The 26,239-nt window shown below is 66.4% G+C and carries 24 protein-coding genes; 13 read left to right on the forward strand and 11 right to left on the reverse strand.

Going from position 1 to position 26,239, the window contains the following annotated elements; translation table 11 throughout:
• The first annotated feature begins 96 nt into the window (after positions 1-96).
• The 8 genes from AC3WUF_RS00820 to AC3WUF_RS00855 all read left to right on the forward strand — a co-directional run bounded on the left by AC3WUF_RS00820 (position 97) and on the right by AC3WUF_RS00855 (position 7,605).
• Positions 97-1,038: an ABC transporter ATP-binding protein gene (locus AC3WUF_RS00820; RefSeq protein ID WP_492421443.1), complete on the forward strand. Its 942-nt coding sequence runs from the start codon at positions 97-99 to the stop codon at positions 1,036-1,038.
• Positions 1,035-1,778: an ABC transporter permease gene (locus tag AC3WUF_RS00825; RefSeq protein WP_492421445.1), complete on the forward strand. Its 744-nt coding sequence runs from the start codon at positions 1,035-1,037 to the stop codon at positions 1,776-1,778. The genes AC3WUF_RS00820 and AC3WUF_RS00825 overlap by 4 nt, the downstream gene beginning before the upstream one ends.
• A 3-nt stretch (positions 1,779-1,781) precedes the next feature.
• Positions 1,782-3,170, forward strand: coding sequence for a GldG family protein (locus AC3WUF_RS00830; protein ID WP_492421447.1), 1,389 nt, complete (start codon positions 1,782-1,784; stop codon positions 3,168-3,170).
• 10 nt (positions 3,171-3,180) lie between these two features.
• Positions 3,181-4,077, forward strand: coding sequence for a DUF4340 domain-containing protein (locus AC3WUF_RS00835; RefSeq protein ID WP_492421449.1), 897 nt, complete (start codon positions 3,181-3,183; stop codon positions 4,075-4,077).
• A 28-nt stretch (positions 4,078-4,105) separates the two neighbouring features.
• Entirely contained in the window at positions 4,106-4,924 is an 819-nt protein-coding gene (gene mutM / locus AC3WUF_RS00840) for a bifunctional DNA-formamidopyrimidine glycosylase/DNA-(apurinic or apyrimidinic site) lyase (RefSeq protein WP_492421451.1), read from the forward strand.
• A 3-nt stretch (positions 4,925-4,927) separates the two neighbouring features.
• The gene (locus tag AC3WUF_RS00845) at positions 4,928-5,320 is read left to right on the forward strand and encodes a hypothetical protein (RefSeq protein ID WP_492421453.1); all 393 of its coding nucleotides are present in this window, start codon (positions 4,928-4,930) and stop codon (positions 5,318-5,320) included.
• A 2-nt stretch (positions 5,321-5,322) separates the two neighbouring features.
• Positions 5,323-6,126: a DODA-type extradiol aromatic ring-opening family dioxygenase gene (locus AC3WUF_RS00850; RefSeq protein WP_492423515.1), complete on the forward strand. Its 804-nt coding sequence runs from the start codon at positions 5,323-5,325 to the stop codon at positions 6,124-6,126.
• Positions 6,127-6,261: 135 nt separating this feature from the next.
• On the forward strand, positions 6,262-7,605 hold the full coding sequence (locus AC3WUF_RS00855) for an NADH:flavin oxidoreductase/NADH oxidase family protein (protein ID WP_492421455.1): 1,344 nt from the start codon (positions 6,262-6,264) through the stop codon (positions 7,603-7,605).
• 129 nt (positions 7,606-7,734) lie between these two features.
• Here AC3WUF_RS00855 and AC3WUF_RS00860 read toward each other — a convergent pair whose 3' ends face one another.
• The 9 genes from AC3WUF_RS00860 to sufT form a co-directional block, all read right to left on the reverse strand.
• Positions 7,735-9,042, reverse strand: coding sequence for a sensor histidine kinase (locus AC3WUF_RS00860; protein ID WP_492421457.1), 1,308 nt, complete (start codon positions 9,040-9,042; stop codon positions 7,735-7,737).
• A 27-nt stretch (positions 9,043-9,069) separates the two neighbouring features.
• Entirely contained in the window at positions 9,070-10,410 is a 1,341-nt protein-coding gene (locus AC3WUF_RS00865; RefSeq protein ID WP_492421459.1) for a sigma-54-dependent transcriptional regulator, read from the reverse strand.
• 65 nt (positions 10,411-10,475) lie between these two features.
• Positions 10,476-11,690, reverse strand: coding sequence for an ABC transporter permease (locus AC3WUF_RS00870; RefSeq protein ID WP_492421461.1), 1,215 nt, complete (start codon positions 11,688-11,690; stop codon positions 10,476-10,478).
• A gap of 10 nt (positions 11,691-11,700) precedes the next feature.
• Positions 11,701-12,996, reverse strand: coding sequence for an ABC transporter permease (locus AC3WUF_RS00875; protein ID WP_492421463.1), 1,296 nt, complete (start codon positions 12,994-12,996; stop codon positions 11,701-11,703).
• A gap of 17 nt (positions 12,997-13,013) precedes the next feature.
• Positions 13,014-13,724: an ABC transporter ATP-binding protein gene (locus tag AC3WUF_RS00880; protein ID WP_492421465.1), complete on the reverse strand. Its 711-nt coding sequence runs from the start codon at positions 13,722-13,724 to the stop codon at positions 13,014-13,016.
• A gap of 23 nt (positions 13,725-13,747) precedes the next feature.
• The gene (locus AC3WUF_RS00885; RefSeq protein ID WP_492421467.1) at positions 13,748-15,049 is read right to left on the reverse strand and encodes an efflux RND transporter periplasmic adaptor subunit; all 1,302 of its coding nucleotides are present in this window, start codon (positions 15,047-15,049) and stop codon (positions 13,748-13,750) included.
• Complete coding sequence (locus AC3WUF_RS00890; RefSeq protein ID WP_492421469.1) at positions 15,046-16,419, reverse strand: TolC family outer membrane protein; 1,374 nt, start codon at positions 16,417-16,419, stop codon at positions 15,046-15,048. Before AC3WUF_RS00890 ends, AC3WUF_RS00885 begins: the two co-directional genes overlap by 4 nt.
• 133 nt (positions 16,420-16,552) lie before the next feature.
• On the reverse strand, positions 16,553-16,939 hold the full coding sequence (gene apaG / locus AC3WUF_RS00895) for a Co2+/Mg2+ efflux protein ApaG (protein WP_492421471.1): 387 nt from the start codon (positions 16,937-16,939) through the stop codon (positions 16,553-16,555).
• Positions 16,939-17,487 carry a putative Fe-S cluster assembly protein SufT gene (gene sufT, locus AC3WUF_RS00900; RefSeq protein WP_492421473.1) on the reverse strand — a complete coding sequence of 183 codons (549 nt, stop codon included), beginning with the start codon at positions 17,485-17,487 and terminating at the stop codon, positions 16,939-16,941. Before sufT ends, apaG begins: the two co-directional genes overlap by 1 nt.
• A gap of 196 nt (positions 17,488-17,683) precedes the next feature.
• Between sufT and AC3WUF_RS00905 the strand changes: the two genes are divergently transcribed.
• From AC3WUF_RS00905 to AC3WUF_RS00925, 5 genes are all read left to right on the forward strand, one after another.
• A complete protein-coding gene (locus AC3WUF_RS00905) occupies positions 17,684-20,782 on the forward strand; it encodes an efflux RND transporter permease subunit (RefSeq protein ID WP_492421475.1) in 3,099 nt (1,032 codons plus the stop codon).
• 32 nt (positions 20,783-20,814) lie between these two features.
• Positions 20,815-21,870 carry an efflux RND transporter periplasmic adaptor subunit gene (locus tag AC3WUF_RS00910; RefSeq protein ID WP_492421477.1) on the forward strand — a complete coding sequence of 352 codons (1,056 nt, stop codon included), beginning with the start codon at positions 20,815-20,817 and terminating at the stop codon, positions 21,868-21,870.
• Entirely contained in the window at positions 21,867-22,598 is a 732-nt protein-coding gene (locus AC3WUF_RS00915) for an SIMPL domain-containing protein (RefSeq protein WP_492421479.1), read from the forward strand. The genes AC3WUF_RS00910 and AC3WUF_RS00915 overlap by 4 nt, the downstream gene beginning before the upstream one ends.
• A gap of 233 nt (positions 22,599-22,831) precedes the next feature.
• Positions 22,832-23,335 (forward strand): 5-(carboxyamino)imidazole ribonucleotide mutase, encoded by a 504-nt coding sequence (gene purE / locus AC3WUF_RS00920; protein ID WP_492421481.1) that lies wholly within the window; start codon positions 22,832-22,834, stop codon positions 23,333-23,335.
• A complete protein-coding gene (locus AC3WUF_RS00925) occupies positions 23,332-24,450 on the forward strand; it encodes a 5-(carboxyamino)imidazole ribonucleotide synthase (protein ID WP_492421483.1) in 1,119 nt (372 codons plus the stop codon). The genes purE and AC3WUF_RS00925 overlap by 4 nt, the downstream gene beginning before the upstream one ends.
• Positions 24,451-24,473: 23 nt before the next feature.
• Here the strand turns inward: AC3WUF_RS00925 and AC3WUF_RS00930 are convergent, their stop codons facing one another.
• Positions 24,474-25,220, reverse strand: a complete 747-nt coding sequence (locus AC3WUF_RS00930) for a ParA family protein (RefSeq protein WP_492421485.1) — start codon at positions 25,218-25,220, stop codon at positions 24,474-24,476.
• Positions 25,221-25,259: 39 nt separating this feature from the next.
• Positions 25,260-26,213, reverse strand: coding sequence for a DegV family protein (locus tag AC3WUF_RS00935; protein WP_492421487.1), 954 nt, complete (start codon positions 26,211-26,213; stop codon positions 25,260-25,262).
• Positions 26,214-26,239: the final 26 nt, after the last annotated feature.

Below are 26,239 nucleotides of genomic sequence, written 5' to 3' on the forward strand. Positions count from 1 at the left end.
CGACCGGAACTTGGCTGCGGGTTCAGCAGTCAGAACCCACGCCGGCGCTACCGGCACCGATCTATAACCGTTTCAACAGACAACAGACCGGGACACATGGACAACGAAATCCTGATTGAGGCGCGCGCATTGACGCGCCGCTACGGACCGACCGTCGCCGTCGAGAATCTGAATCTCACGCTGCGCAAGGGTGAAATTCTCGGCCTGCTGGGCCCCAACGGCGCCGGCAAGTCGACGACGATGAAGATGCTGACCGGCAATCTGGCACCGAGCGCCGGCGAGATCTTCGTCAAGGGCGTCTCGCTGCATGCGCAGGCCAAGGCCGCCAAGCAGTCGCTCGGCTACCTGCCGGAGCAGCCGCCGGTGTATCCGGAGCTGACCGTCGACGAATACCTGCGCTACTGCGCGAGCCTGCATGGCATCGCCAAGGGCGCACAGAATGCGGCGGTCGAATCGGCGAAGCGCGACTGCGGCCTCGCCGATGTCGGCCGGCGCCTGGTCGGCAATCTGTCCAAGGGTTACCAGCAGCGCGTCGGCATCGCGCAGGCGATCATCCACCGGCCGCCGGTTGTGATCCTCGACGAGCCGACTGTCGGCCTCGACCCGATCCAGATCCGCGAGATCCGCAAGCTGATCGCCGATCTCGGCCAGAACCACAGCGTCATCGTCTCCAGCCACATCCTGTCGGAGATCGAGGCAGTGTGTTCGCGCGTGATGATCATTGCGCGCGGCCAGGTCGTCTACAACGAATCGCTGGACGCGACGCGCGCCGGCATCTTCGTCACGGTCGTCGCCGGCTTCCGGCAGCCGCCGGAGCAATCCGCGCTGGCGGCGCTCGCCGGCGTCAAGAGCGTCAACCACCTCGGCGACGGCACGTTCCGCATCACCCGCGACGGCGCGCTCGATCCGCGTGAAGCGATCGCCGACGCCGCCGCGCGCGGCAACTGGGGCCTGTACGAGCTGAGCGCGCAACGCCACACGCTGGAAGACATCTTCGTTGAACTGACGCTGCGCGATGCGGCGAGGGCCGCAGCATGAGTATCTTGACCATTGCGCGTTACGAATCGCGCCGCATCTTCCTGTCGCCGCTGGCCTGGGCGGTGCTCGCGATCATCCAGTTCATCATGGGCTTCGTGTTCATCAACCTGATGGCCGAGTACGCCGCGACCGCCGGCGTCACCGAACAGGAGTTCGGCGTGTCCGACTACATCGGCGGCCAGCTCTACGGCTTCGCGACAATCCTGCTGCTGCTGATCATGCCGCTGATGACGATGCGCCTGTTCGCCGAGGAGCGGAAGTCGAACAGCATCACGCTGCTGTTCTCGGCGCCGGTCTCGCTGACCGAGATCGTGCTCGGCAAATTCGTCGGCCTGCTCGGTTTCGTTGCGGTGATCGTGCTGCTGATGACGCTGATGCCGCTGTCGCTGAACTGGTCGACCGATCTCGACTGGGGCCGTCTCGCCGCCGGCCTGTTCGGCCTGTTCCTGATGATGATGGCCTTCGGTGCCGCCGGCCTGTTCGTGTCGTCGCTGACGCGCGAACCGACGATTGCCGCGGTCGGCAGCTTCGGCCTGCTGCTGGTGCTGTGGCTGGTCAACATCCTCGCCTACAACGACAGCGTGCCGTTCAAGGAACTGTTCAGCTACCTGTCGCTGATCGATCACTTCGAAAGCCTGCGCCGCGGCGTGTTCAACACCGCCGACGCGATCTACTACGTCCTGTTCTCCGCATTCTTCCTGTGGATGACGGTGCTGCGTCTGGATATCGAGCGTAACTGAGCCATGAACAAGAAACAGACCTATATCCAGCAGGCGATCAACGGCGCGCTGGTGCTCGCCGTCATCATCGTGCTCGGCGTGTTGTCGCTGCGCTTCAAGACCGAGCTCGACTGGACCGCAAACCAGCGCAACACGCTGACCGAAGCGAGCGTCAAGCAACTCGCGGCGATGCCCGATCCGCTGATATTCCATGTCTTCGCCCCCAATGGCGCCGAGACGCGCCGCGCGGTCGAGGAGGATCTCGGCAAGTATCTGCGCGAGAAGGCCAACATCCAGATCGACTTCATCGATCCGAGCGCCTCGCCGCAGAAGGTGCGCGAGTTCAATATCAACGCGATCGGCGAAGTCGTCGTCGAGTACCAGGGCCGCCGTGAGAACCTGCGCGCGACGACCGAGCAGGCGGTGACGACTGCGCTGCAGCGCCTGGCGTTCTCCGGCGAGCAGTTCGTCGTCTTCGTCGAAGGCCATGGCGAGCGCAGCACGAACGGCGAAGGCCCCGACAGCCTTGGCCGCTTCGCGCAGGCGCTGCGCGACAAGGGCCTCAAGGTGCAGGGTCTGAACCTGATCCAGACGCCGCGGATTCCGGACAACACCAGCGCGCTGGTGCTCGCCTCGCCAAGCTCGAAACTGTTCGACGGCGAGATCGCGCTGATCCGCGATTACGTCAAGAACGGCGGCAATCTGCTGTGGCTGGCCGATCCCGATTTTCCGGCTGGCCTAGACGATCTTGCGAAGGATCTCGGCATCGAATGGCAGAACGGCTACGCGATCCTGCCGGAGTACCAGGTGCTCGGCACCGGCCATCCCGGCTTCTTCGCCGCGGTCGCCTATCCGCCGAACCTCGTGACGCAGGGCCTCGAGATGGCGACGCTGTTCCCGCTCGTGCGCTCCCTGAAGCCGGCCGGTGAAGGCGCGATCAACGGCTGGACGCTGCAGCCGATGCTCGAATCCTCGCCCGAGTCCTGGCTGGAGACCGGCGACATGGCATCCGGTACCGTCGCGCTCGATCCCACCGACATTCCTGGGCCGCTGACGATCGGCGCGACACTGACGCGACCGTTCACGCCGGCTGCGCCCGCAGTGGTGGAAGGCGCCGCGCCCGCCGAGAAGCCGGCCACACGGCCGCAGCGCGTCGTGCTGGTCGGCGATGCCGACTTCCTGACCGACGCCTACGTCGGCGAACTCGGCAACCAGCAGCTCGGCCTCAACATCGTGCAGTGGCTGGCGTCGCGCGACGCGCAGCTCAACATCGACATCAAGAGCGCGCCGGATACCGCATTGTTCCTGCCGGGTTGGGCATTCACCAGCATCGCGCTGTGGTTCGTGCTCGTGCTGCCGCTAGTCCTGATCGCCTTCGGCGTCTCGCGCTGGATTCTGCGTCGCCGTCGCTGAGGAGTTCGCCATGTCCCGCGCAAAGCTGAATATCGCGATGGTCGGCGTGCTCGCCGGCCTCGGGGCGGTCGTCTGGTTCACCCGCGAAAAACCGGAAGTGCTGCCGCCGCTGACGACACTGACCGCCGAAATCTTGCAGCAGATTGCGATCGAACATCCGGGCGCGCCGGCGATCAAGCTGGAGAAGCAGGGCGAACAGTGGCAGCTGGTCGCACCGGTCAAGGCGCCGGCCGATCCGCTCGAAGTCGCCGGCATCGTCGCGCTGGCGAGCAGCAGCGTCGAACGCAGCCTGCCGCTTACCGACGTGAAGCTCGCAGAGCTGGGCCTGGAGCCGCCGGAATACACGGTCACGTTCAACGATCAGGTGCTGGGCGTCGGTGCCGACGAGCCGATCCAGGCGCGCCGCTACATCAAGACTGCCGATCACGTCGCGCTGATCCCCGATCCGCCGAAGGAAACCCTCGACGCCGATTTCAGCGAACTCGTCGCCAAGACGCTGCTGCCGGAAGGCGCGAAGATCGTGCGCATCGAAGTGCCGGGTCTGACGGTCTCGCGCAATGCCGAAGGGCAATGGACCGCCGACACGCAGCCGGACGCCAGCGTCGAAAAGCTGCAGGCCTTCGTCGACAGCTGGAGCAAGGCGCGCGCAATGTGGAATGCGGCGATTCCGGACGGCGGCAAGGACCTCGGCGAGGCCGGTGGCCAGCCGATCCGCATCGTGCTGGAGGACGGCGAAGTGCAGCTGCGCCTCGCCGCACACGAGCCGCAGCTGCTGATCGACCGGCCGGATTTCGGCGTACGCTATTCGGTGTCGAAGGCGGAAGAAGCGAGCCTGCTGACGCTGGCGGCAGCGGCCGTGCCGGAAACCCCGGACACAGCCGGCGAGGCGATGCCCGCGGCCGAGTGAGTCCTGCGGTGGGATGTGGAGTGAGTCGGTGCCCGAACTACCCGAGGTCGAAACCGTTCGTCGCGGCCTGCTGCCGCATCTGAACGGCCAGCGTATCCGCAGCGTCACCGTGCGCGATGCGCGCCTGCGCTGGCCGGTGCCGGCCAACCTCGCGCAGAAGCTGCGCGGCCGCACGGTCACGGCCATCGACCGCCGCGGCAAGTATCTGATCGTCACGCTCGACTCGGCCGATCGCGTCATCGTCCATCTGGGCATGTCGGGCCGCGTCGTCGTCGTTGCCGCCGATACACCGCTGCGCAAGCACGATCACGTCGACTGGCTGCTCGACAGCGGTTGGGTCATCCGCTATCACGATCCGCGCCGCTTCGGCGCGATGCTGCTGTGGCCGGCGCGCGAGACCCGGCATGTGCTGCTCGACAGCATGGGCCCCGAGCCCTTTGACGACGTCTTCAACGGCGACTATCTGTTCGAACGCTCGCGCGGCAAGAGCGTCGCGGTGAAGAACTTCGTCATGGACGGCCAGATCGTCGTCGGCGCCGGCAACATCTATGCGACCGAAGCGCTGTTCCGCAGCGGCATCCGGCCGACGCGGGCGGCACAGCGGCTGACCCGCGCCGAGTGCGTGACGCTGGCCGCGAACATTCGCGAGGTGCTGTCCGACGCCATCGTCCAGGGCGGCACGACGCTGAAGGATTTCGCCGGCGCCGATGGCGAGTCTGGCTACTTCCAGCAGAAGCTCTACGCCTACGGCCGCGACGGCGAGCCCTGTCTCGACTGCGGCACGACGATCAAGCGCCTGGTCATCGGCCAGCGCGCGTCGTTCTACTGCACACGCTGCCAGAGGTAGCGCATGCTCGGCGCAAAACTCGACCGCTGGCTGAGCTGGATCGCCGGGCTGCATGTCGCCGGCGGCCTCGGCCTGCCGTTTCTGCTGCTGCGCACGGACTGGCTCGATCGCTGGCTGCCGCTGCAGGGCGACGACGCGCGGCTCGCGTTCGCGCTGTTCGGCCCGACCGTCGCGAGCTGGGGCGCGATGATGTTCTTCCTCGTCCAGCAGGGCTTGCGCAGGCAGCAGCGCTGGGCAGCGGACGCACTGATTGTCGGCATCCTGGTCTGGGCGCCGCTGGACGCCGCGCTGTGCTGGAAGTACGGACTCACCGCCGGCCTGTGGCTCGATGCGATCGCCGCGCCGGCGATCCTGATTCCGGCGCTGATTCGCCGCTGGCAATTGAACGGAGCATGAGCATGCGACTGCCGACCTATTTCATCCCGCATGGCGGCGGTCCCTGCTTCTTCATGGACTGGACCTACGGCCCGGCGGATACCTGGGACGGCATGGAAGCCTTCCTGCGCGGCCTGATCGCCGATCTGCCGCAACGCCCGCACGCGATCCTCGTCGTGTCGGCGCACTGGGAAGCGCCGCTGTTCACCGTCAATGCCGCGGCGAATCCGTCGCTGCTGTACGACTACAACGGCTTTCCGCCGCATACCTACGAGCTGCAATACCCGGCGCCCGGAGCACCGGCGCTCGCGGAGCGTGTCGCCGCGCTGTTGAAGGACGCCGGCATCGCCAGTGCCGCGACGCAGAGCCGCGGTTACGACCATGGCGTCTTCATTCCCTTGATGCTGATCAATCCGCCGGCGGACATCCCGGTGCTGCAGCTGTCGCTGCGCGCCGGCCTCGATCCGGCCGAGCACCTGCGCCTGGGTCAGGCGCTCGCGCCGCTGCGCGACGAAGACGTGCTGATCATCGGCAGCGGCATGAGCTTCCACAATCTGCAGGCGATGTTCTCGAACGGCGGCGTTGAAGACGCCCGGCAGTTCGACGACTGGCTGAGCGGCGCTGTCGCCGCGCCACCTGCGGACCGCGACACTGCGCTGGCCCGCTGGTCGCAGGCGCCTCGCGCACGCGCGTCGCATCCGCGCGAGGAGCATCTGATCCCGCTGATGGTCGCCGCCGGTGCGGCGGGCGAAGACGTCGGCAGCCGCATCTACAACGAAGCCATCCTCGGCAACGTCGTTTCCGGGTATCGCTTCGGCGCCGTTTAACCACGTAGGATGGGCCGCCAGGCCCATCGACTCGACGATTCTGCTCGACGGTGATGGGCCTTGCGGCCCATCCTACGGTTGTTGTTGCGGATATCGCGACACATACTCCGCGCAAATCCTCTGCCGGCTGTTCCCATGTCCGCCGTACTGTCGCAAGCCTTTCCGCTGCCCTGCGGCGCCAGCCTGCCGAATCGCCTGTGCAAGGCCGCGATGACCGAAGGTCTCGCCGACCCCTGGCTGCGCGCGACCGAGCGTCACGTCACGCTGTACCGGCGCTGGAGCGAAGGCGGCGCCGGCCTGCTGATCAGCGGCAATGTCATGATCGACCGGCGCGTGCTGGAACGTCCGGGCAATGTCGCGATCGACCGCAATGGCGGCTTCGCGCAGCTCAAGGACTGGGCGCAGGCCGGCACCGTGGCGGGCAATCATCTGTGGATGCAGATCTCGCATGCCGGCCGGCAATCGCCGCGCTACGTTACCGGCGAGCCGATGGGCCCATCGGACGTGCAGCTCGACATGCTCGGCAACTACGCGAAGCCGCGCGCGCTGCGCGAAGAAGAGATCCTCGACTTCATCCAGCGCTTCGCCAACGTCGCCGTCACGGCGCGCGAAGCCGGCTTCACGGGTGTACAGATCCACTCGGCGCACGGCTATCTGCTCAGCGCCTTCCTGTCGCCGGTCACCAACCAGCGCACCGATGCCTGGGGCGGCAGCATCGAGAACCGCGCGCGCTTCCTGATCGAGGCGGTGCGGATGACGCGCAAGCAGGTCGGCAATGATTATCCGATCGGCATCAAGCTCAACTCCGACGACTTCCGCAAGGGCGGTTTCTCCAATGAAGACTGCCTGCGTGTCGTTGAACTGCTGAACAGCGAACGCGTCGATCTGCTGGAGATTTCCGGCGGTACCTACGAGCAGCCGCGCCTGCTCGGCTTTTCCGGGCGCGAAGAATCGAAGATCAATGCCTCGCCGCGCGACGAGGAAGTGCAGCGCCAGACGACGCAGCTGCGCGAGGCCTACTTCCTCGACTATGCGGCGAAGATCCGCAGTGTCGCGAAGATGCCGCTGATGGTGACTGGCGGCTTCCGCTCGCGCGACGGCATGGAAGCGGCAATCCGCGACGGCGAGTGCGATGTCATCGGTCTGGCGCGCCCGCTGTGCACCGATACCGATTTCCCGAAGCAGCTGCTCAATGGATCGGTCGATCGCGCGCCAAGCTACGAGAAGACCGTGCGCCTGAGCGGCAAACGCTGGCTGTCCGGCGCCTCGCCGATCTTCTTCATCAAGCTGCTCAACGTGCTGGGCCAGCAAGGTTGGTACTACCAGCAGATCTTCCGCCTGGCCGACGGCAAGAACGCCCAACTCGACCGCGGCGTGCTGCGTTCGTTCTTCAGCTATCTGTGGAACGAGCAGACCGTCGCCGCGAAGATGCGTGCGGCGCGGCGCCGGCTCAATGCCGGTCAACAGCCGCCCAACTAACCGGCGCGCACCGCGGCGTCAGTTCGTAGCCCGGGTGAAACCAGGGGCTCTGTCCCTGCGGAGAATGCGCGACCCCGGATTGCATCCGGGCTACGGGGCTGGGGGAATGACGGATCGCTGGCCGCAACCCTAGCCCGCGCGCACCGGCAGCGTCAGCATCACGCGCAGCCCGCCGCCGTCGCGGTTGGCAAGCTGGATGCGCCCGCCGTGCGCTTCGATGATCTCGCGCGCCAGCGCCAGGCCCAGGCCGCTGCCGCTGCGCTTGGTCGAGTAGAACGGCAGCAGCGCATTGGCGAGCACGGTCTCGCTCATGCCGGCGCCGCGGTCGCGGATCTCGATGCGCCAGCTGTCGGCGACGCGCAGCACTTCCAGTTCGACCGGCGCGGTGCCGCCGGCCTCGTGCGCGTTCTTCAGCAGGTTGATCAACACCTGCTCGAACTGCGCGACGTCGACCTGCAGCGAGGCCTCCGGCATGCGGCCGACCAGCTCGAAGACGTACTGCGCCTTGAGCCCTTCGAGCAGCACGCTCCACGCGACGATCTGCAGACGCGGGGCCGGCAGACGTGCGAAGGTCGCGTAGCTTTCGATGAACTGCTGCAGATGCCGCGCGCGCGTGCCAATGCCGCTGAACACTTCCGGCAGGCGCGCGGTCTGGCCGCGCTGCGCCAGTTCGGCGCCAGAATGGGCGAGCGAGGAGATCGGCGCCAGCGAGTTGTTCAGCTCGTGGCTCATCACGCGGATGACCTTCTTCCAGGTCGCGACTTCCTGGCGCGACAGCTCGCGGGTCATGCGGCGGAACAGATACAGGCGGTTCGCACGGCCCTGCAGGCGGAAGCCGCGCTGCGACAGATGAAAGGTCTCTTCGCCTTCCGCGAAGTCGACGGTGAACAGCGCGTCGCCGCCATCGGCCAACGCAGTCCTCAGCGCTTCGGGCGCGGCGCCGACCATGCCGTCGAAGGACAGGCCGGCGAGACTGCGGCTGTCGTTGAACAGCTGGCGGGCCGCGAGATTCGCATACGTGATGCGCCCCGCATCGTCGACGAGGATCAATGCGACCGGCGTGTTCTGCACGACGGTGTCGAGCAGCAGCTCGCGCTGCGCGAGATGCTGGCGCTGCTCGCGCAGCACCTGGCTCAGTTCGTTGTGCAGCTGGGCCAGATCGCCTAGTGCATCGCGACGGTCGCTGGACACCGCGAAGCTGTAGTCGCCATCGCGGTAGCTCGCGACCGCGCCTTCCAGCGCGCGCAGCAGACGCAGCGTCGGCGCGTTGTGGCGCCGCGCCGCGAATGGCGCCGCGAGTGCGATGACGATCAGGGCGAGCGCGGTGGCGAGCAGCAGCGAACCCGAGATCTGCATCGCCAGCAGCGCCGTTGCCGCGGCCAGCGCCGCGACGCCGGCAAGCAGCAGGGCGAGGCGCGCGTCCAGAGAAAGAGTCATTCGCATGGCAGGCCGCAGCAGCCTAGCTCAGTTGGAAGCGCTGGTCAGTCCGAACCGTTCCAAGCGGCGATACAGCGCCTGGCGCGACAGGCCCAGCGCCTGCGCGGTGCGGCTGATGTTGCCGCCGCTGGCGGCCAACGCGGCGGCAATCGCATCGCGATCCGGTTCCTCGCTGCCGCGCGCTGCGCCGCTGCGGGTCGGCAGGTTCAGGTCGGCGGCGCGGATGATGCCGTCGCTGCACAGCAGGCGTGCACGCTCCAGCGCATTGCGCAGCTCACGCACGTTGCCGGGCCAGTTGTGGTCGAGCAATGCCTCGCGTGCATCCTCGGCGAGCTGGGTCTGTGCATCGAGGAAGCTTTCGGCAATCGGCAGGATGTCGTCGCTGCGCTCGGCCAGCGGTGGCAAGGCCAGCTCGATCAGGTTCAGACGATAGAACAGGTCCTGGCGGAAGCGGCCGTCGGCGATCATCGCCGGCAGGTCCGAGTTGGTGGCCGACAGCACGCGGACCTTGACCTGGCGCGTCCGCGAGGAACCGAGTCGTTCGAACTGGCCGGTCTCGAGCACGCGCAGCAGCTTGATCTGGCCGGACAGCGGCAGGTTGCCGATTTCGTCGAGGAACAGCGTGCCACGGTCGGCGGAATCGAAGCGGCCCTCGCGTGCCTTGTTGGCGCCGGTGTAGGCACCCGCCTCGGCACCGAACAGCTCGGCCTCGATCAGCTCCGCCGGCAACGCGCCGCAGTTGACCGCAATGAACGGCCCGCTGCTGACCGCGGAGTTGGCATGCACGATGCGCGCGATGCGCTCCTTGCCGGCGCCGTTGGGACCGGTGATCAGCACCGGCACTTCGGCGCGGGCGACCTTGCAGGCCAGCTCGACCAGGCGCTCCATCGCTTCTGAGCCGTAGACCAGTCCATCGAGGTTGTAACGGCGCGCCAGATCCTCGCGGCGGCGGCGGCGTTCGTGCTGCAGGCGCGACATCGCCCGATTGGTTTCCGACAGCTCGAGCAGGTTCTCGATCGTCGTCAGCAGCTTGGCGTCATCCCAGGGCTTGGACAGGTAATCGGCGGCGCCGGCCTTGACCAGGTCGACCGCGGTTTCCAGATGCGTCCAGGCGGTCAGCAGCATCACCGGCATGTCCGGATGACGTTCGCGGATCGCGCGGAACAGCGCGACGCCTTCCTCGCCGGACGTCGTATCGGCCTGGTAGTTCATGTCGGCGATGACCAGGTCGATGCGTTCGGCGCCGAGTACCGCCAGGCATTCCTCGGGCGTTGCCGCGCCGCGCGTCGCGATGTCGCGCAGCGACAGCAGCAGGCTCAGCGCCTCGCGCACGCCGGCGTTGTCATCCGCAATCAGTACCGTCGGCATGCAGCTCCGTGCTTCGCGTTGAACGATGATTCAGTCGTGGCCTTGATGATAGCGCCGGCAGGACCTCAGGCAGAACGAGTCGCGGTGGCCGGCGGCACGGACGCCGCACGCAGGGCCGGCGCCAGCACCGCGATCTGCCCGAGCAGCCACAGCACGGCCGCACCGACCGGCAGATACCAGAGCGGCAGCCGCGGCATCTCGTACTGCTGCATCAGCCAGCCGCTGATCGCGTAGGCGCCGGCCATGCCGACGGCGATGCCGAGCGTGACGATCAGGAAATTCTCGGTCTGGAAGTACAGCAGGATCTGCCGGCGCGTCGCGCCCAGCGCGCGGCGGATGCCGATCTGGCGGCGCCGGCGCTGCACCCAGAAGCTGGCGAGGCCAACAATGCCCAGCGCCGTGACGATCAGCAGCGAGACGACGACGGCGATCAGCAGGCCGGCCATCACGCGATCCTGCTTGAAGTAGGCCTTGCGCAGATCCTCGACGGTATCGGTCTTGAAGACGATGCGGTTCGGCGAGATCTCCTTGAGCTTGGCGCGCACCGCGTCGATGACCGCGGCGCGATCTTCGGGCTTGGTGCGAAGCAGGAAGAATCCGTAGCCGCCGCCCATGCGGATCGGCAGGATCATGCTCGATTCGCTGTAGCCGGCGTCCTCGCCGAGGCGCGGCCGGATCAGGCGGTCGACCACGCCGACGACGCGCACTGCGGTGTCGCTGGGAAAGAACTCGCGACCGAGCGGATCGGCATCGCCGTAGAGCCTCTTCGCCAGCGTCGTCGTGATGATGACGACATTCGGCTCATTGGCGTCGCCGCCGACCAGGGCATCGAAATCGACGAACTCGTCGTCGGTGAAGTCGCGGCCGGCGACGAGCCTCACGCCCAGGGTCTCCAGCAGCTGATCGTCGCCGTAGTAGGCACCGACGTCCGCGGCACTGTTCTTGTCGTCGTGCGCCAGGCGCACGCTGGTGTTCCACGAGGAATTGCCGAATGGCACCTGGTTGGTCAGCGTGGCGGTGACCACACCGGAAATGTCCCTGATGGCGGCGAGGTCGGCACGCAGACGCGCGGTCGCATCCTCGTCGCCGGTACCGGCGGTCGATATGCGGATCAGCTCGTTCTCCGCCACGCCGCTGGTCGTCGCGCTGCGCTCCAGGCGGTTCTCGATCAGGAACAGCGCGTTGCAGACGATTGCGCAGCACAGCGCGATCTCGATGGCGATCAGCGCGGCGGCGGTCTTCTGGCGCTTGAGCGCGGCAAGAATGGGCATCAGGTCCATGGTCGTCTTCCTAGTCCGTCTTCAGCTGCAGTGCGGGTGCGACATCGCAGGCGCGCCAGGCCGGCAGCAGGCCGGCGATCAGGCTCGTCGCGAGGGCGAGCAGCAGCGTCGTCGTCAGCATCGTCAAGTCGAGCTGGGCGAGGCTCGCGTAATCTCCCGGCTGCTGGCGCACGCCCCACAGTCCCAGCAACGTCAGTGCGACGCCGAGCACCGCGCCGGCGACACCGACGGCTCCCGCCTCGACGAGGAACTGGGTGAACACCTCGCGCTTCGACGCACCGATTGCGCGCCGCACGCCGATCTCGCCGGCGCGCCGCAGGAACTTGGCGAGCATCAGGCCGACCGTGTTGATCAGGCAGACCGCCAGGAAGCCGAACGCCAGCCAGACCTGCAGATGCACGTCGCGCGGGACCACGCGCTTGAAGTCGAGCCACTGCATCACGTCGAGCAGCCGGACATCGCTCGGCCGCGGGAAACGGTCCAGCGCGCGCTGCTCGGCGACGTAGCCGCGCAGGAAGTCGGTGTAAACATCGCGCTGCGCGGGCGTTTCCAGTTCGATCCAGAACTGCATCCACACGCAGTTCGGCGACGTCTCCGGAACCGGCGCGTCATCCCAGCAGTCCATCGAGCCGTTGCGCGCGAACTTGAGTTCCAGCGCGGTCTCGACCGGAATGAAGACGTCCTCGCCTTCGCTGTAGTTGCCGGTATTGAGATCGTAGAAATGCGGCGCCGGCCGCCAGGCGTCCAGCACGCCGACGATACGGAAGTCGACGCCGCGCAGCCGCAGCGTACGGCCGACGCTGTCATCGCCTTTGTAGAGCTTGTCGTTAAGCGCCTTGCTGACGACCGCGACGCGCGCATGCGCTTCGTCCTCGCTCGCGCTCCAGCCGCTGCCCGCGGCGAACGGCGTCTCGAACATCGCGAAGAAGTCCGCCGACGTGTAGCGCGCATCGGCGATGTATGGATCGATCGCGGCGTCTTCCGGCTGGACCACAACCGAGCCGCCCGACATCAGTGCCTGGTGCTTCGCGCGACGCGCCTTCAGCAGGTTGACGCCGTCCGGATAGGTCACTTGCTCGGACAGCGGCGCGCCGGGCTGGTAGTCGTTCATGTTGCGTGGATCCATCTGCACGATGAACAGTCGTTCGCTCTTGGTCGGGATCGGATCGCCGGACAGCGCGCGCAGCACCGTCAGCGTCGTGATGCAGGCGCCGATGCCCAGACCGATGGCGAGCACCATCAGCGCGGTCAGCGCCGGGTTGCGACGCAGGCTGCGCGCGGCCAGCCAGCTGTAGTACTTGAACATGCGGATTCTCCGTGGGCTCAGCCGCCGAGACGCGACAGGTTCAGATGCAGACGCGGCTCCTCGCCGACGTCGACCACCTGGCCGTCGATGACATGCACGTTGCGCTGCGCACGCGCTGCGAGTTCCGGATCGTGGGTGACCATGATGATGGTTGCGCCGTCGCGATGGATATCTTCCAGCAGCTGCATCACGGCGCGCGCCATCTGCGTGTCGAGATTGCCGGTCGGCTCGTCGGCGAGCAGCAGACGCGGCGAGCCAGCCAGCGCACGGGCGATCGCGACGCGCTGCTGCTGACCGCCGGACAGCTCGGCGGGGTAGTGGCGGAGACGCGCCGACAGGCCAACACGCTCAAGCGCTTCGGTGATGCGCTTCTTGCGCTCGGTGCCGGACATCGTGCGATAGCGCAGCGGCACGTCGACGTTGTCGAAGACGTTGAGATCCGGAATCAGGTTGAAGGCCTGGAAGATGAAGCCGATCTTCTGATTGCGGATGCGCGAACGACCGTCGTCGTCGAGGCGGCCGACGTCCTCGCCATCCAGTTCGTAGCGGCCACCGCTCGGCGTTTCAAGCAAACCGGCGATGTTGAGGAACGTGGTCTTGCCCGAACCCGACGGGCCAGTCACCGCGACGAACTCGCCTTCGCGGACATTGATCGAGAAATCGCGCAGCGCGTAGGTCTCGACCACTTCGGTGCGGAACGACTTCGACAGTTGCGTCATCTTGAGCATGGAGGTTCCCGTCTTGTTGGGTGTCAGCGGCTGAGCACGACGCGCTCGGCCTCGTTGAAGGTATCGGTACCGGCGACGACGATCTGTTCGCCCGGCTTGAGTCCGTCGAGGATCTCGACCTTGTCGAGGCTGACCGCGCCGGTCCGGATCTGCCGCCGCAGCGCCAGATCGCCGTCGACGACATAGGCCACCTGGCTGCGACCGATCTCGAGGAAGGGTCCACGCGCGACCATCGTCACATTCCGGCGCTCGTCGAGGACCACGCGGACCGACAGCCGCTGGTTCTGGCGCAGCCCCTGCGGCGTTTCGTCGGCGAAGCGCACGCGTGCGGTCACCTCGCTGTTGACGACTTCCGGCGCGACCGCGCTGACCGCGCCGATCCACTTGCGGCTGTTCGCACTGATCTGCGCCGGCATGCCGATCGCCAGATCGCGGGCAAAACTCTCAGGCACCTTCAGCTCGACTTCGAGCGCGCTGAGGTCGACGACGGTCATCAGCGCAGTGTCCTTGGCGACGGTCGCGCGATCGGCCACCATCAGTTGTCCGACCTGGCCGGCGACCGGCGCGCGCAGGGTCAGCGCATCGACTTGGCGCTGCAGTTCGTCGACCATCAGCTGCTGACGGTCGCGCGCGAGGCGCTTGGCGTCGATGTCGAAGCGCTGACCTTCGCGCTGCAGACCGTGATCGGTCTGCGCGCGCTTGAAGGCGATCTCGGCCTTCTGCAGCGCCGCGCGCGTGCGCAGCACTTCAATCTCCGGCGTGACGCCGAGATCGAAAGCCTGCTGGGTGCGGTCACGCTCGGTCTGCGCGGTTGCCAGATCAATGCGCGCCTGTTCGAGCGTCTGATCGGCTACGGTCGCCTGCTGGCGTGCGTCGAGCTGCGCGCGCGCATAGTCGACCTGCATGGCCTCGGCGTTCGCGCGTTCCTGCGCGAGCTGACTGCTGAGTTCCGGGCTCGAGAGCGTCCCCAGCGTTTCGCCTTCGGCAACGACGTGGCCTGCCTGGACAGTGAAGTGCACCGAACCGGTTGCGGCGGCATACAGCGTCGGACTTACGGCGGCGACGACGCGGCCATCGGCGGCGATGTCGCGCGTGAAGTCGCCCTGCTCCACCGTCGCGAAGCGCAGACGCTCGCGGCTGACCGAGCTGCCCGCGGACAGCAGCCGCAGCGTCGCGGGAACCAGCAGCGCGAGCAGCACGACGCACACGACGCCGATCACCAGCGGCTTGCGCCGGCGTTGCCAGGCACTTTCGCGACCGATCACCCGATCCTGCGCGCTGGTATCGCGGATGCCGTGAAGAGGACCGTTGTTGGGAGCGTTCATGGTGAGTCCGGCGGGCTCGGCAGGAAGTTGGAATCGACCGCGGCGACCGGCTCGGCCGGCAGTGCAATGACGCTGCCGTCACCGACCAGCATGGCGTCGACCGCGGCGAGATCGGCGGCGGACAGCCGGCCGGCCTGGGCCTTCAGGCGCAGGCTGTTGCGCAGATAGTCGTAACGCGACTGGTAATAGGCGCGCAGCGCGGCGTAGTAGTTGTTCTGCGCGTTGAGCAGATCGAATTCGGTGCGCGTGCCGGCTTCGACGCCGTTGCGGCTCGCGGTCAGCGCAGTCTGGTTGGCGTCGACCGCGCGCTGCGCGGCCTGAATGTTGCGCATGCCGGCGAGCACGCCGCGGTAGGCCGCGAGCGTTTCGCGCTCGGCGGTGCTCAGTTCGGCGGCGTAGTCGGCCTGGGCCGCGCGCGCCTGCGCCTCCGATTCGCGGTGCTGCGCGGCGACCAGGCCGCCCTGGAAGATCGGCCATTCGGCGACGACGCCGATGCTGTCGACGCGCTGGTCGCCGCCGAGCAGGGCCGGCGCATCGCTGCGGCCAAGCGAACCGCGCAGCGAGATCGTCGGACCATGGCGCGCCGCGACAGCGGCGCTTTCACGCGCCATCGCCTGCATGCGCAGCTGCGCGGCCTGCACGCTGTAGTTGTCGTCGCGCGCCGCGCTCAGCCAGGCACTGGCTTCGACCGGCTGCGGAGCGAGCAGCGGAATACTGTCGCGCAGCGCGGCGACCGGCAGCGCTGCACCGGTCAGCTGCTGCAGTGCGCGCTGCGCATCGAACAGCTGCAGTTCGGCATCGCTGACGGCTTGCTCGGTGAGGCTGTAGAAGGCCTGTGCCTCCTCGACGCCGATGCGCGCGCCCAGGCCGGTGCGCAGACGCTTCTGCGCCTGATCGACGAGGCCTGCGTAGGCATCGCGTTCCGCGCGGTTGGCGCTCAGCGCATCCGCCGCGCCGAGCACGCCGAAGTAGGCTTCGGCAACGCGCAGCATCAGCTGCTGTTCCGCGGCGCGCAGCGTGGCTTCGGCTTCGGCCTGCTTCAGGTTCGCGGCGCGCAGGCGCTGGAAGGCCTCCAGGTTCCACAAGGCCTGGCGTAGATCGAGCGCGTAGGTGTTGCGGGTGGCGCTGAGTTCGTAACGCTCGCGATCGCTGGCGGCGCTGGCGATCAGGCTCGGCAGCAGCGCGGCTCGCGCCAGCGGACCGGCTTCGACACTTGCGTCGTGCCGCGCCGTCGCAGTGCGGAACTGCGGATCATTGAGCTGCGCGGCCTGCAGCGCATCGAGCAGCCGCCCGGCCTGCGCACCGGTCACCGGCGCCAGCAGCAGAGCGGCGGCGAGGATCGCGGACAGACGGGCGGCGGGAGCATTCATGACAGGCTACAACGCAGCCGCCGTGCCAGAGCTGTTCGCAATGGCAAGTCATTGAAAGTGAATGCTTATGCGGCGGATAGCCGGCCGCCATGCGGTGTCCGCGGTCACCGTCGCGGACAGCAGCGGACAGTCCTCAGTTCAGCATCCGCGGCACCGCCAGCCGGAACGGCTGGATATGCGCGTCGAAAGCCTCGCGATTGTGTTGGACGATCATCTGGAATTCGCCGTGCATGGTGCCGATCGGCGTCGTCAGCGGACAGCCGCTGGTGTACTGGAATTCCTCGCCGGGCTGCAGGATCGGCTGGTAACCGACGACGCCGGGGCCGCGCACTTCCTCGACCTTGCCTTCGCCGTTGGTGATGACCCAGTGCCGCGACAGCAGCTGCACGGTCTCGCTGCCTTCGTTGCGGATCGTGATGTGGTACGCGAACAGGTACCGGCCGGCGGAGGCGTCCGACTGCTCGGGCACGTATTGCGGATTGACGATGATGCGGACGCCGCGGGTCGTGGTGTCGGACATCAGAACATTCCGGTCGCCAGACGCGCGGCGTCGGACATCATCGACTGGTTCCAGGGCGGGTCGAAGACCAGCTCGACATCGGCCTCGCTGATCGCCGGCAGGGCCAGCGCCTTGGTCTTGACGTCCTCGACGAGGATGTCGCCCATGCCGCAGCCGGGCGCGGTCAGCGTCATGCGGACCCGGGCGCGGCGCTTGCCGTCGTCGGCCGGCTCGACCTTGCATTCATAGACCAGGCCGAGTTCGACGATGTCGACCGGGATTTCCGGATCGAAGCAGGTATGTAGCTGTGCCCAAAGGGCTTTTTCCAGCTCTTCGTCGTTGGCGTCTTCCGGCACTTCCGGACCGCGGACGACTTCCTTGCCGATCGCGTCGGCATCCTTGCCGTCGATGCGGAACAGATGGCCCTGGACCTGGACGGTGAAGCTGCCGCCGAGCGCCTGGGTGATCGCGCCTTCCGCGCCTTCCGGCAGCTCGACCTTGGTGCCCTGAGGGATCAGGATGCCAATCACATCCCGACTCAGGGTGACAGGTTCGTAGAGGGCGCTCATCGTGGATTCTGGGGTTTGGCGTCGAAGCGACGCGCGGACCGGGTCTGGTGCGGGGAGCGAAGTTTAAACGCCTGAGGTCTGCCTCGCATCAAACCCTGTCGCATGGCGTTTCGACGGGAACTGCGACCGGATCGCCCGCAGCGGCATCCTTGCCTTATGCGGTTCTGGTTTTGAATCTGTTGCGGGGGGTCCGAACATGCGTATCACCGAGTTTTCCCAGGCCAATCCGCCCGCGGTCGCGGCGGCCGGGCTGATTGTCGTGCTGTTCGGCCTGCTGGCGCTGTTCAAGCTGCCGATCCAGCTGCTGCCGGACATGAAGCAGCCGCAGCTGTTCATCGAGGTCAACTGGCGCGAAGCGGCGCCGGCCGAGGTCGAGGAGTCGATGATCGAGCCGATCGAGGAGGTCATGCGCGGCCTGCCCGGCATGCTGCAGATGAGCTCGCGCGCCGGACGCGGCGGCGGTGGCGTCGCGCTCAAGTTCGAGATCGGCACCGACATGACGCGCGTCATGCTCGATGTCGTTTCGCGCCTCAACACCTTGCCGCCGTTGCCGCCGGACGCCGACGAGCCGCAGGTCTTCGGCGGCGACAACTGGCAGGGCAGCAACGCCGGTTCGATGCTGATCCGGCCGCTGCCGGGCAACACCACGCGCGACATCGCGGCGACCTATCAGAAGCTGATGGAGGAGGTCGTCGAGCCGCGCCTGGCGCGCGTGCCCGGCGTGTCGCGCGTCAACCTCGAAGGCGGCAGGCCGCGCGAAGTGCAGATCCGTTTCGATGCGTTCCGGCTCGCCGCGCTGGGCCTGACGCCGCAGCAGATTGCCGAGGCGGTCGTCGCCGCGCGCGACGCGTCGGCCGGCTTCGTCAACGTCGGCCGCCGTCAGTTCACGGTGCGCCTCGCCGGTCGCGAGCCGGTCGAAAGCATCGGCGATCTGATTGTCGGCTGGAACAACGAACGTCCGCTGTATCTGCGCGAAGTCGCCGACGTGCATATCGCCTACCAGGACGAGAACGCCTTCTCTTATCGCAACGGCCAGCCGGGCTACTACATCACGCTCCAGCGCAACAACGAGTCGAACACGGTGACGCTGATCGAAGGCGTCAAGGAGGCGATCGCCGAGCTCAACGCCGGGCCGCTCGCGCAGGAGAAGCTGCTCGCCGACCTGTCGTGGGATGCCAGCGTCTACGTCAAGCGCGCGATCGGTTTCGTCGAGGAGAGCCTGATCATCGGCATCTTCCTCGCCGTCATCGGCCTCTGGTATTTCCTGCGCGGGCCACGCGCGTTGCTGGTGCTGGGCCTGTCGATCCCGTTGTCGCTGTGCTTCGCGGTCATCACGCTGCACATGCTCGGTCGCACCCTCAATGTGATCTCGCTCGCCGGCCTCGCGTTCTCGACCGGCATCGTCATCGATGCCGCGCTGATCGTGCAGGGCAACATCATCCGCTACGTCGAGATGGGTCATTCGGCGCTGAAGGCGACGCTGGAAGGCACACATGAAGTCTTGCCGGCGCTGTTCGCTTCGGTGCTGACCAGCTGCGCGATCTTCCTGCCGATCCTGTTCATGACCGGCATCGAAGGCCAGCTGTTCAAGGATCTGGCGATCACGATGTCGGTCTCGCATGGCGCTTCGCTGCTCGTTGCGATGACGCTGATTCCGGCCGCCAACCGCTGGGCACTCGCCAACGGCATGCCGGCGGATCAGCACCAGCACTGGTGGCGCAACGCCAGCGACCTGGCGATGCGCGTGACACAGAACGCGCGCGCGCGCTGGGCGCTCATCGGCACCTTGGTCGGCGGTGCGGTCGCGTTCACGATATTGATGGCGCCGAAGGTCGACTATCTGCCGGTCGCGCAGACCGACCTGATCTGGAACAACTTCCGCCTGCCGCCCGGCGGCAATCTCGACACCGTGCGCAACGAGTTTGCGCCGACTGTGATCGAGCGCCTCAGGCCGCACCTGGAAGGCACCAAGCAACCGGCGGTGAAGTATTACAACCTGTCGTCCTGGCGCGGCCAGCAGGGTGTGGCGGTGGTTTACCCCAAAGACCCGCGCGAGATGGACGAGATGGTCCGCGTGCTGCGCGAAGAGATCATGGTTGGCTACCCGGATACGCAGGTGTATGTGCAGCGCGGTTCGCTGCTCAGCATCGACGGCGAGAATCAGCGCGAGGTGCAGCTGTATTTCCAGGGTCCGGATCTCAACGCGCTGATGAAGACCGCAGCGGTCGCGATGGAGGAGATCCCCAAGGCCATCCCGGATACGTTCCCGCAGCCGTTTCCGGACCTTGAACTCAACCAGCCGGAGATCCAGCTGGTGCCTGATGAATGGCGCATCTCGCGCGCCGGACTGGACCGCAACAATGTCGCGAGCGCGCTGCGTGCGTATACCGGCGGTCTGTGGGCCGGCGAGTACTTCGACGGCAACGAGCGCCTCGACATCATCATCAAGGGCAACGAATGGCATACGCCGGAAGCGCTGGCCGAGCTGCCGCTGATGACGCCGGGCGCCGGTATCCAGACGGTCGGCGATCTGGCGAAGATCGAACTGACCGTCGGTCCGTCGCAGCTGTCGCGCATCAACGGACGGCGCACGGTGCAGGTCAACTTCGAGCCGCCACCCGACATGTCGCTCGACGAAGCGATCCAGCGCGTCAAGACCGAAGTCGAGCCGAAGGTGCGTGCGGCGATGCCGGCCAACGCGCAGATGACCTACGCCGGTTCGGCGAACCAGCTCCACGAAGCACTGCGAGCGATGGCGCAGAACTTTGCGCTGGCGCTGGTGATCCTGTTCGCGCTGATGGCGGCAATGTTCCGCTCGGTGTGGGACAGCTTCCTGGTGATGCTGGTGCTGCCGATCTCGGTGGCCGGCGGCATCGCCGCGCTGCGTGTCATCGGCCTGTTCGCCTTCCAGGCGCTCGACCTGCTGACGATGATCGGCTTCATCATCCTGCTCGGTCTGGTCGTCAACGCGGCGATCCTGCTCGTCGACCAGACCCGCGCCCGCGAACAGGCCGGCGTGCCGCGCACACAGGCGGTACATGAAGCATTGGAGACACGTGCGCGGCCTATCCTGCTGTCGACACTGACCGCCGTGCTCGGCATGTTGCCGCTGATGGTGATGCCTGGCCTCGGTGCCGAGATTTATCGCGGTCTCGCGGCCGTTGTCGCCGGCGGCATGGTGCTCGGCACCGCGTTCACCTGGTTCCTGATGCCGGCCTTGCTGCGCATCGGCGAATCTTCCGTTGCCCACAGCCGGCAGACGATCGCCGCCAGCGATCTGGCCGCATCCAAATGAAACCGACAGAACTACAACGAGGAGTGTTCAACATGCTCAAAACGAGCATCGTTTGCTGGGCGGGCCTCAGTGCGCTCGCTTTCGGCGTCCAGGCGCTGGCGCAGCAGGCACCGCCGGCGCCCGCCGTCGAGGTCACGCCGGCCGAGATGCGCAAGATGTCGCCGTCGGTCACCGCGACGGGCGTCGTGCAATCGCGCGCCGGTGCGGATATCGCCACCGCCGTCGAAGGTCAGCTGCATTGGGTCGCCGAGCCCGGCACCTTCGTCGAGCAGGGCGATGTGATCGCGCGCATGCAGGTCGACGAGCTGCAGCTGCAGCGCCTCGAGCAGGCCGCGCGGCAAAGCCGCAGCAGCGTCGCGCTGCGTCAGGCGGATCGCGAGCTCGAGCGTCTGAAGGCTTCGGGCAATGCGGTGCCGCGCTACCAGCTCGATCAGGCGCAGAGCGCGCGCGATCTCGCCGCCGCCGATCTCGATATCGCCAAGGCGACGCTGAAGCAGACCGATGATCGTCTTTCAAAGGCGGAAATCCGCGCGCCGTTCGGCGGCGTGATTTCGGAGCGGGTGCGCAACGCCGGCGAGGAGCTGGCGCGCGGCGCCATCGTTGCGCGCCTGTTCAATACGGATGAGCTGGAGATCCGGCTCTATCTGCCGCTGCGTCACGTGCGGGCGATCCGTGCCGGCAGCACCGTCACTGTGCGCGCCGGTGACCAGCACGCGAATGCGCTGGTCCGCGCGATCGTGCCGGTCGGCGACGCGCGCACGCAGTCGTTCGAAGCCCTGATCGATGCGCCGGCGATGGTCAGTGAACTTGCGGTGGGGCACAGCGTCCAAGTGGACCTGCCGCTGTCCGCGGCGCGCGAAGCACTCGCCGTACCGCGCGATGCGCTGGTGATCCGCACCGACGGCACCAGCGTCTACCGCATCAAGGACGGCACCGCGCAGAAGGTCTCTGTAACCACCGGCGTTGCCGATGGCGACTGGGTCGCGGTCGAGGGCGCATTGGCGGCACGCGATGCCGTCGTCGTCCGCGGCGCGGAAACCCTGCATCATGGCGACGCCGTCACCATCATTGGAGAACGAAAAGTATGAAACCCACGACCCTCCCGCTCTGTGTCGCCGCTGTCGCCCTCGCGCTCAGCGCACCGTTTGCCAGCGCCGAGGACAACTATCCGCCGACGATCGCGGTCGGCGGTCACGGCGAGGTCAGCACCACGCCCGATCGCGCCCAGCTCGCGCTTGCGGTCGACAACGTCGACCAGGAACTCGCCAAGGCGCGCAGCAATGTCGATGGCGTGGTCCGCAAGTATCTTGAGTCGCTGACCAAGCTCGGCATCAAGCCGGCGGACATCTCGACCACCGGCGTTTCGCTGCAGCCGGAGTACGTCTGGGATGAAGCCGGCCGCAAGCAGACGCTGGTCGGCTATCGCGCACGTCGCGACATTCGCATCGTCGTCCACAATCTCGACCAGCTCGGCGATCTGATCCTGCGTGCGACCGATGCCGGCGTGAACCAGATCAATCCGCCGGTGCTCGAATCGAGCAAGGCCGAATCGCTGGGCCGCGAAGCGCTCGCGACGGCAGCCAAGGATGCGCAGATCAAGGCCGAGACCTTGGCGAAATCGCTGGGCGTGAAGCTCGGCAGCGCGCGCGTCGTCCGCGAATCGGGCGGCAATGCGCCGCCGATGATGGTCAAGGCAATGGCGATGCGCGGCGGCGAAGCCTTTGACAGCGGCAACCAGCAGATGGGCATGTCCACCGGCGAGATCCGCATCAGCGCGGATGTGCAGGTGGAGTTCGATCTGAAGTCCGGTTCGTAGCGGGTTCTGTGATTTATTATCGATCAATAAATTTATTGATCGATATACTGGCTCAGTCTAAGAAGTCAGAGTACGCCACGATTCGATGTGCCGTACTCTGGCTTTATTTTATTTAGTTGCATAAATAATCACATCTCTCCTGGCCCGCCATTCCGGCGTTGACGCGCTGACATGCGTTTGCCGGGATACGGTGAGATAATCCGCCGCTTTCCCGCTCGTCTGGGTTGGCCATCGTGTCAAAGAAAGCTGTTCCGCAGGTCGGCGTCATCATGGGTTCCCGGTCCGACTGGGAGACGATGATGCATGCGGTGCAAACGCTGGAAAGCCTCGGCGTTGCCTATGAAGCGCGTGTGGTTTCCGCGCATCGCACACCGGATCTCCTGTTCGAGTACGCCGACACTGCGCAGAAGCGCGGTCTCAAGGTCATCATTGCCGGCGCCGGCGGCGCCGCGCATCTGCCCGGCATGTGCGCGGCCAAGACCCAGGTTCCCGTGCTGGGCGTACCGGTGCAGTCGAAGGCGCTCAACGGCATGGACTCGCTGCTGTCGATCGCACAGATGCCGGCCGGCATTCCGGTCGGCACGCTCGCGATCGGCAAGGCTGGCGCGATCAACGCCGCACTGCTCGCCGCCGCGATCTGCGCCAATGGCGACGCCGCACTGGCGCGCCGTCTGGCGAAGTTCCGCAGCGAGCAGACTCGCAAAGTCCTCGACGATGAGCCGCTGAAACTTCCATGATCATCGGCATTCTCGGCGCCGGTCAGCTCGGACGCATGCTGGCCCTGGCGGGTTATCCGCTCGATCTGGATTTCGTGTTCCTCGATCCGGCCACCGAGGCCTGCGCCGCGCCGCTGGGCGAGCATCTGTTCGCCGATTACGGCGACGAACACGCACTGAGCGAGTTCTGCCGCCAGGTCGACGTCGCAACCTACGAGTTCGAGAACGTGCCTGCGAAGACCGCGGACTACGTCGCCGCGCGCGTGCCGTTGCTGCCGGCGCCGGTGGCGTTGACGGTCGGCCAGGACCGGCTGACCGAGAAGTCGCTGTTCGATCAGCTGAAGATTCCGGTACCGCGCTACATGCCGGTCGCGACGCGTGCCGCGCTCGATCTCGCGGTGCGCTCGGTCGGTCTGCCCGCCGTGCTGAAGACGCGCCGCCTCGGCTACGACGGCAAGGGCCAGGCCGTGCTGCGCACGCCGGAAGATCTCGACACGGCCTGGACGCGTCTGGCCGGCAGCGCCGATCAAGCGGCGAGCCTGATCCTCGAGGCCTTCGTGCCGTTCGAGCGCGAACTGTCCTGCCTCGCGGTTCGTGGCAAGCAGGGTGAGCTGGCGTTCTATCCGGTCGTCGCCAATGTGCATCGCGACGGCATCCTGCGCACCGCGATTCCGCAGCAGAACGATCCGCTGCAGGCCGAGGCCGAGCAGTACGCGCGCCGCGTCATCGAGCACCTCGACTACGTCGGTGTCATGGCTTTCGAGTTCTTCGTCGCGGCGTCAGCGGATGGTAGCCGTCTGCTCGCCAACGAGATTGCGCCGCGCGTGCACAACTCCGGGCATTGGACGATCGAAGGCGCGGAGTGCTCGCAGTTCGAGAATCATCTGCGCGCGATTACCGGCCTTCCGCTCGGATCGACCGCCTTGCGTGGTCACTCGGCGATGGTCAACTTCATCGGCGATACGCCGGCCAATTCCGATCTCGCCGCGATCTCCGGCGTGCATATCCATCACTACGGCAAGACGCCGAAGCCGCAGCGCAAGGTCGGCCACGCAACGGTGACGGCCAACTCCGCCGAGGCGCTGAGCGCGCGACTCAAACAGCTGCAGGTACTGGTCGACGCCGTCGGCGCTTGAAGTTGCGGCGATAGGTCGCTGAATTACAGCTTCAGCGCCGCCTTTAGCTCCAGCCACAGCTCAGCATAAGCCAGCAGCGCCGGATCCTCGCTCGGTGCGAACGCTGCCATCGGCGCGCGGCGTTCGCCCATCCGCTCGACCATCGACGAGTACGGAATCACCGACGTGAATCCATTCTTCATCGGCGCCGGCGGATTTTCGATCAGCTCGCGATGCAGCGTACGACGCCGGTCGGCCATCGAGTAAAACGGCCGGATCTTCTTCGTGTCGAAGCCCTGCTGCTTGAAGTACTGGCGCACTTGTTCCAGTGAACGCAGCGACAGATAGGTCGGCACCACCGGCACGACGATCAGATCCGCGGCATGAAAGACGTTGTCCGCCAGGTGCGACAGGCTCGGTGGACAGTCGAGTACCGTGAGCGCGTATTTTTCTGCAAACGGCTTGAGCAGGCGCGCCATTGCTTCGCCGGGCGGTTCGACCTTCTTCAGCATGATGTCGAGATAGCGGTAGGAAAAATCCGCCGGGATCAGCTGCAGGTTTTCGTAAGGCGACGGCGTCACCAGCCGCGATATCGCGGCACCGCCCTGCAGCGCATTCTTCGCACCGTCGTCCTTTGCCGCACCGTGGAAGTACCAGCTCGACGCGCCTTGCGGATCGAGATCCCACAGCAGCGTCTTCGCGTCGTTGGCCGCCGCGAGATAGGACAGGTTGACCGCTGCGGCCGTCTTGCCGACACCGCCTTTGAGGTTGTAGACCGCAACAGTTTTCATGATGCCATTCCCCAGTGTTCGCGGCGTTTTACCTCACCGCTAGGTTCCGAATCCCTGTAGCTCGCCACCGTAGGCAATCGCCACACAGCCGGCGCCGGTGTTGACCGCCGCCGTTGCCGACATGATGCCGATCAGCAGCTCGACGCCGCGCGCCAGTGCTGCCTGCTCAAGCTTCGCGTACCCAGGGAGCTGCGCCACCAGCGCGGGATCGCCGCCGTAGCTGATGCAGACGTGCTGGGTGTCGATGCCGCGTTCAATCTGCGCCGCGACGTGTTCGAACATGCGCTCGACCGCGCGCTCGTAGCTGCGCACTTTGGCAACCGCTTGTGTCTCGCTGCGGTAGCAGAGGATCACCGGTTTGATGTCGAGCGCATTGCCGATCGCATAAGTCAGCAGGCCGACGCTCTTCTCGCCTTTCTTGATCGCGCGATTGCGGATGTAGTACAGATCGCCCGGCACCATGTAGCCGCAGATGTGATCGCGCAGCTCGTCGAGGCGGCGGCGGATCTCGTTCGGACCGGCCTTGGCCTTGGCCATGCGCGCGGCTTCGGCAACCAGCACGCCGGTGCCGCAGAACAGATTGCGCGAATCGACGACGCGCAGCGCGAATGCGTCCTTGATGCCGGCCGCGCCGCGCACGCTCTTGTAGTCGCTGAGGATCGCGAACGATGCCTTCGTCGCGTTCTGGAAGATCGGGCTGCGCGAGGCGGTGATCGTGATGCAGAACACGTAGTCGTAGTCGAGCACCGTGCTCGCCAGGAAACGGTCGCGGATCTGTTCGGCGGTCTGTGGAAACGAGTCGGCGTCGGTGCCCTTGTCGCTCAGCTCCTTGTAGAAGTTGAGCGTGCATTGCGGATCGCGGTCGTCGGTCCATTCTTCTTCGCCCAGCCGGATCTTGACCGGCAGGATGCCGATCCGGTGATCGCTGTAGAACTGCGCGGGCAGGTCACAGGTGGAGTCGGTGACGACGCCAATCCGCATGCTGGGCCTCATGGACATTTCTTGAGCAGGCATCTTAC

It is taken from the genome of Fontimonas sp. FW305-C-3, assembly GCF_058783185.1.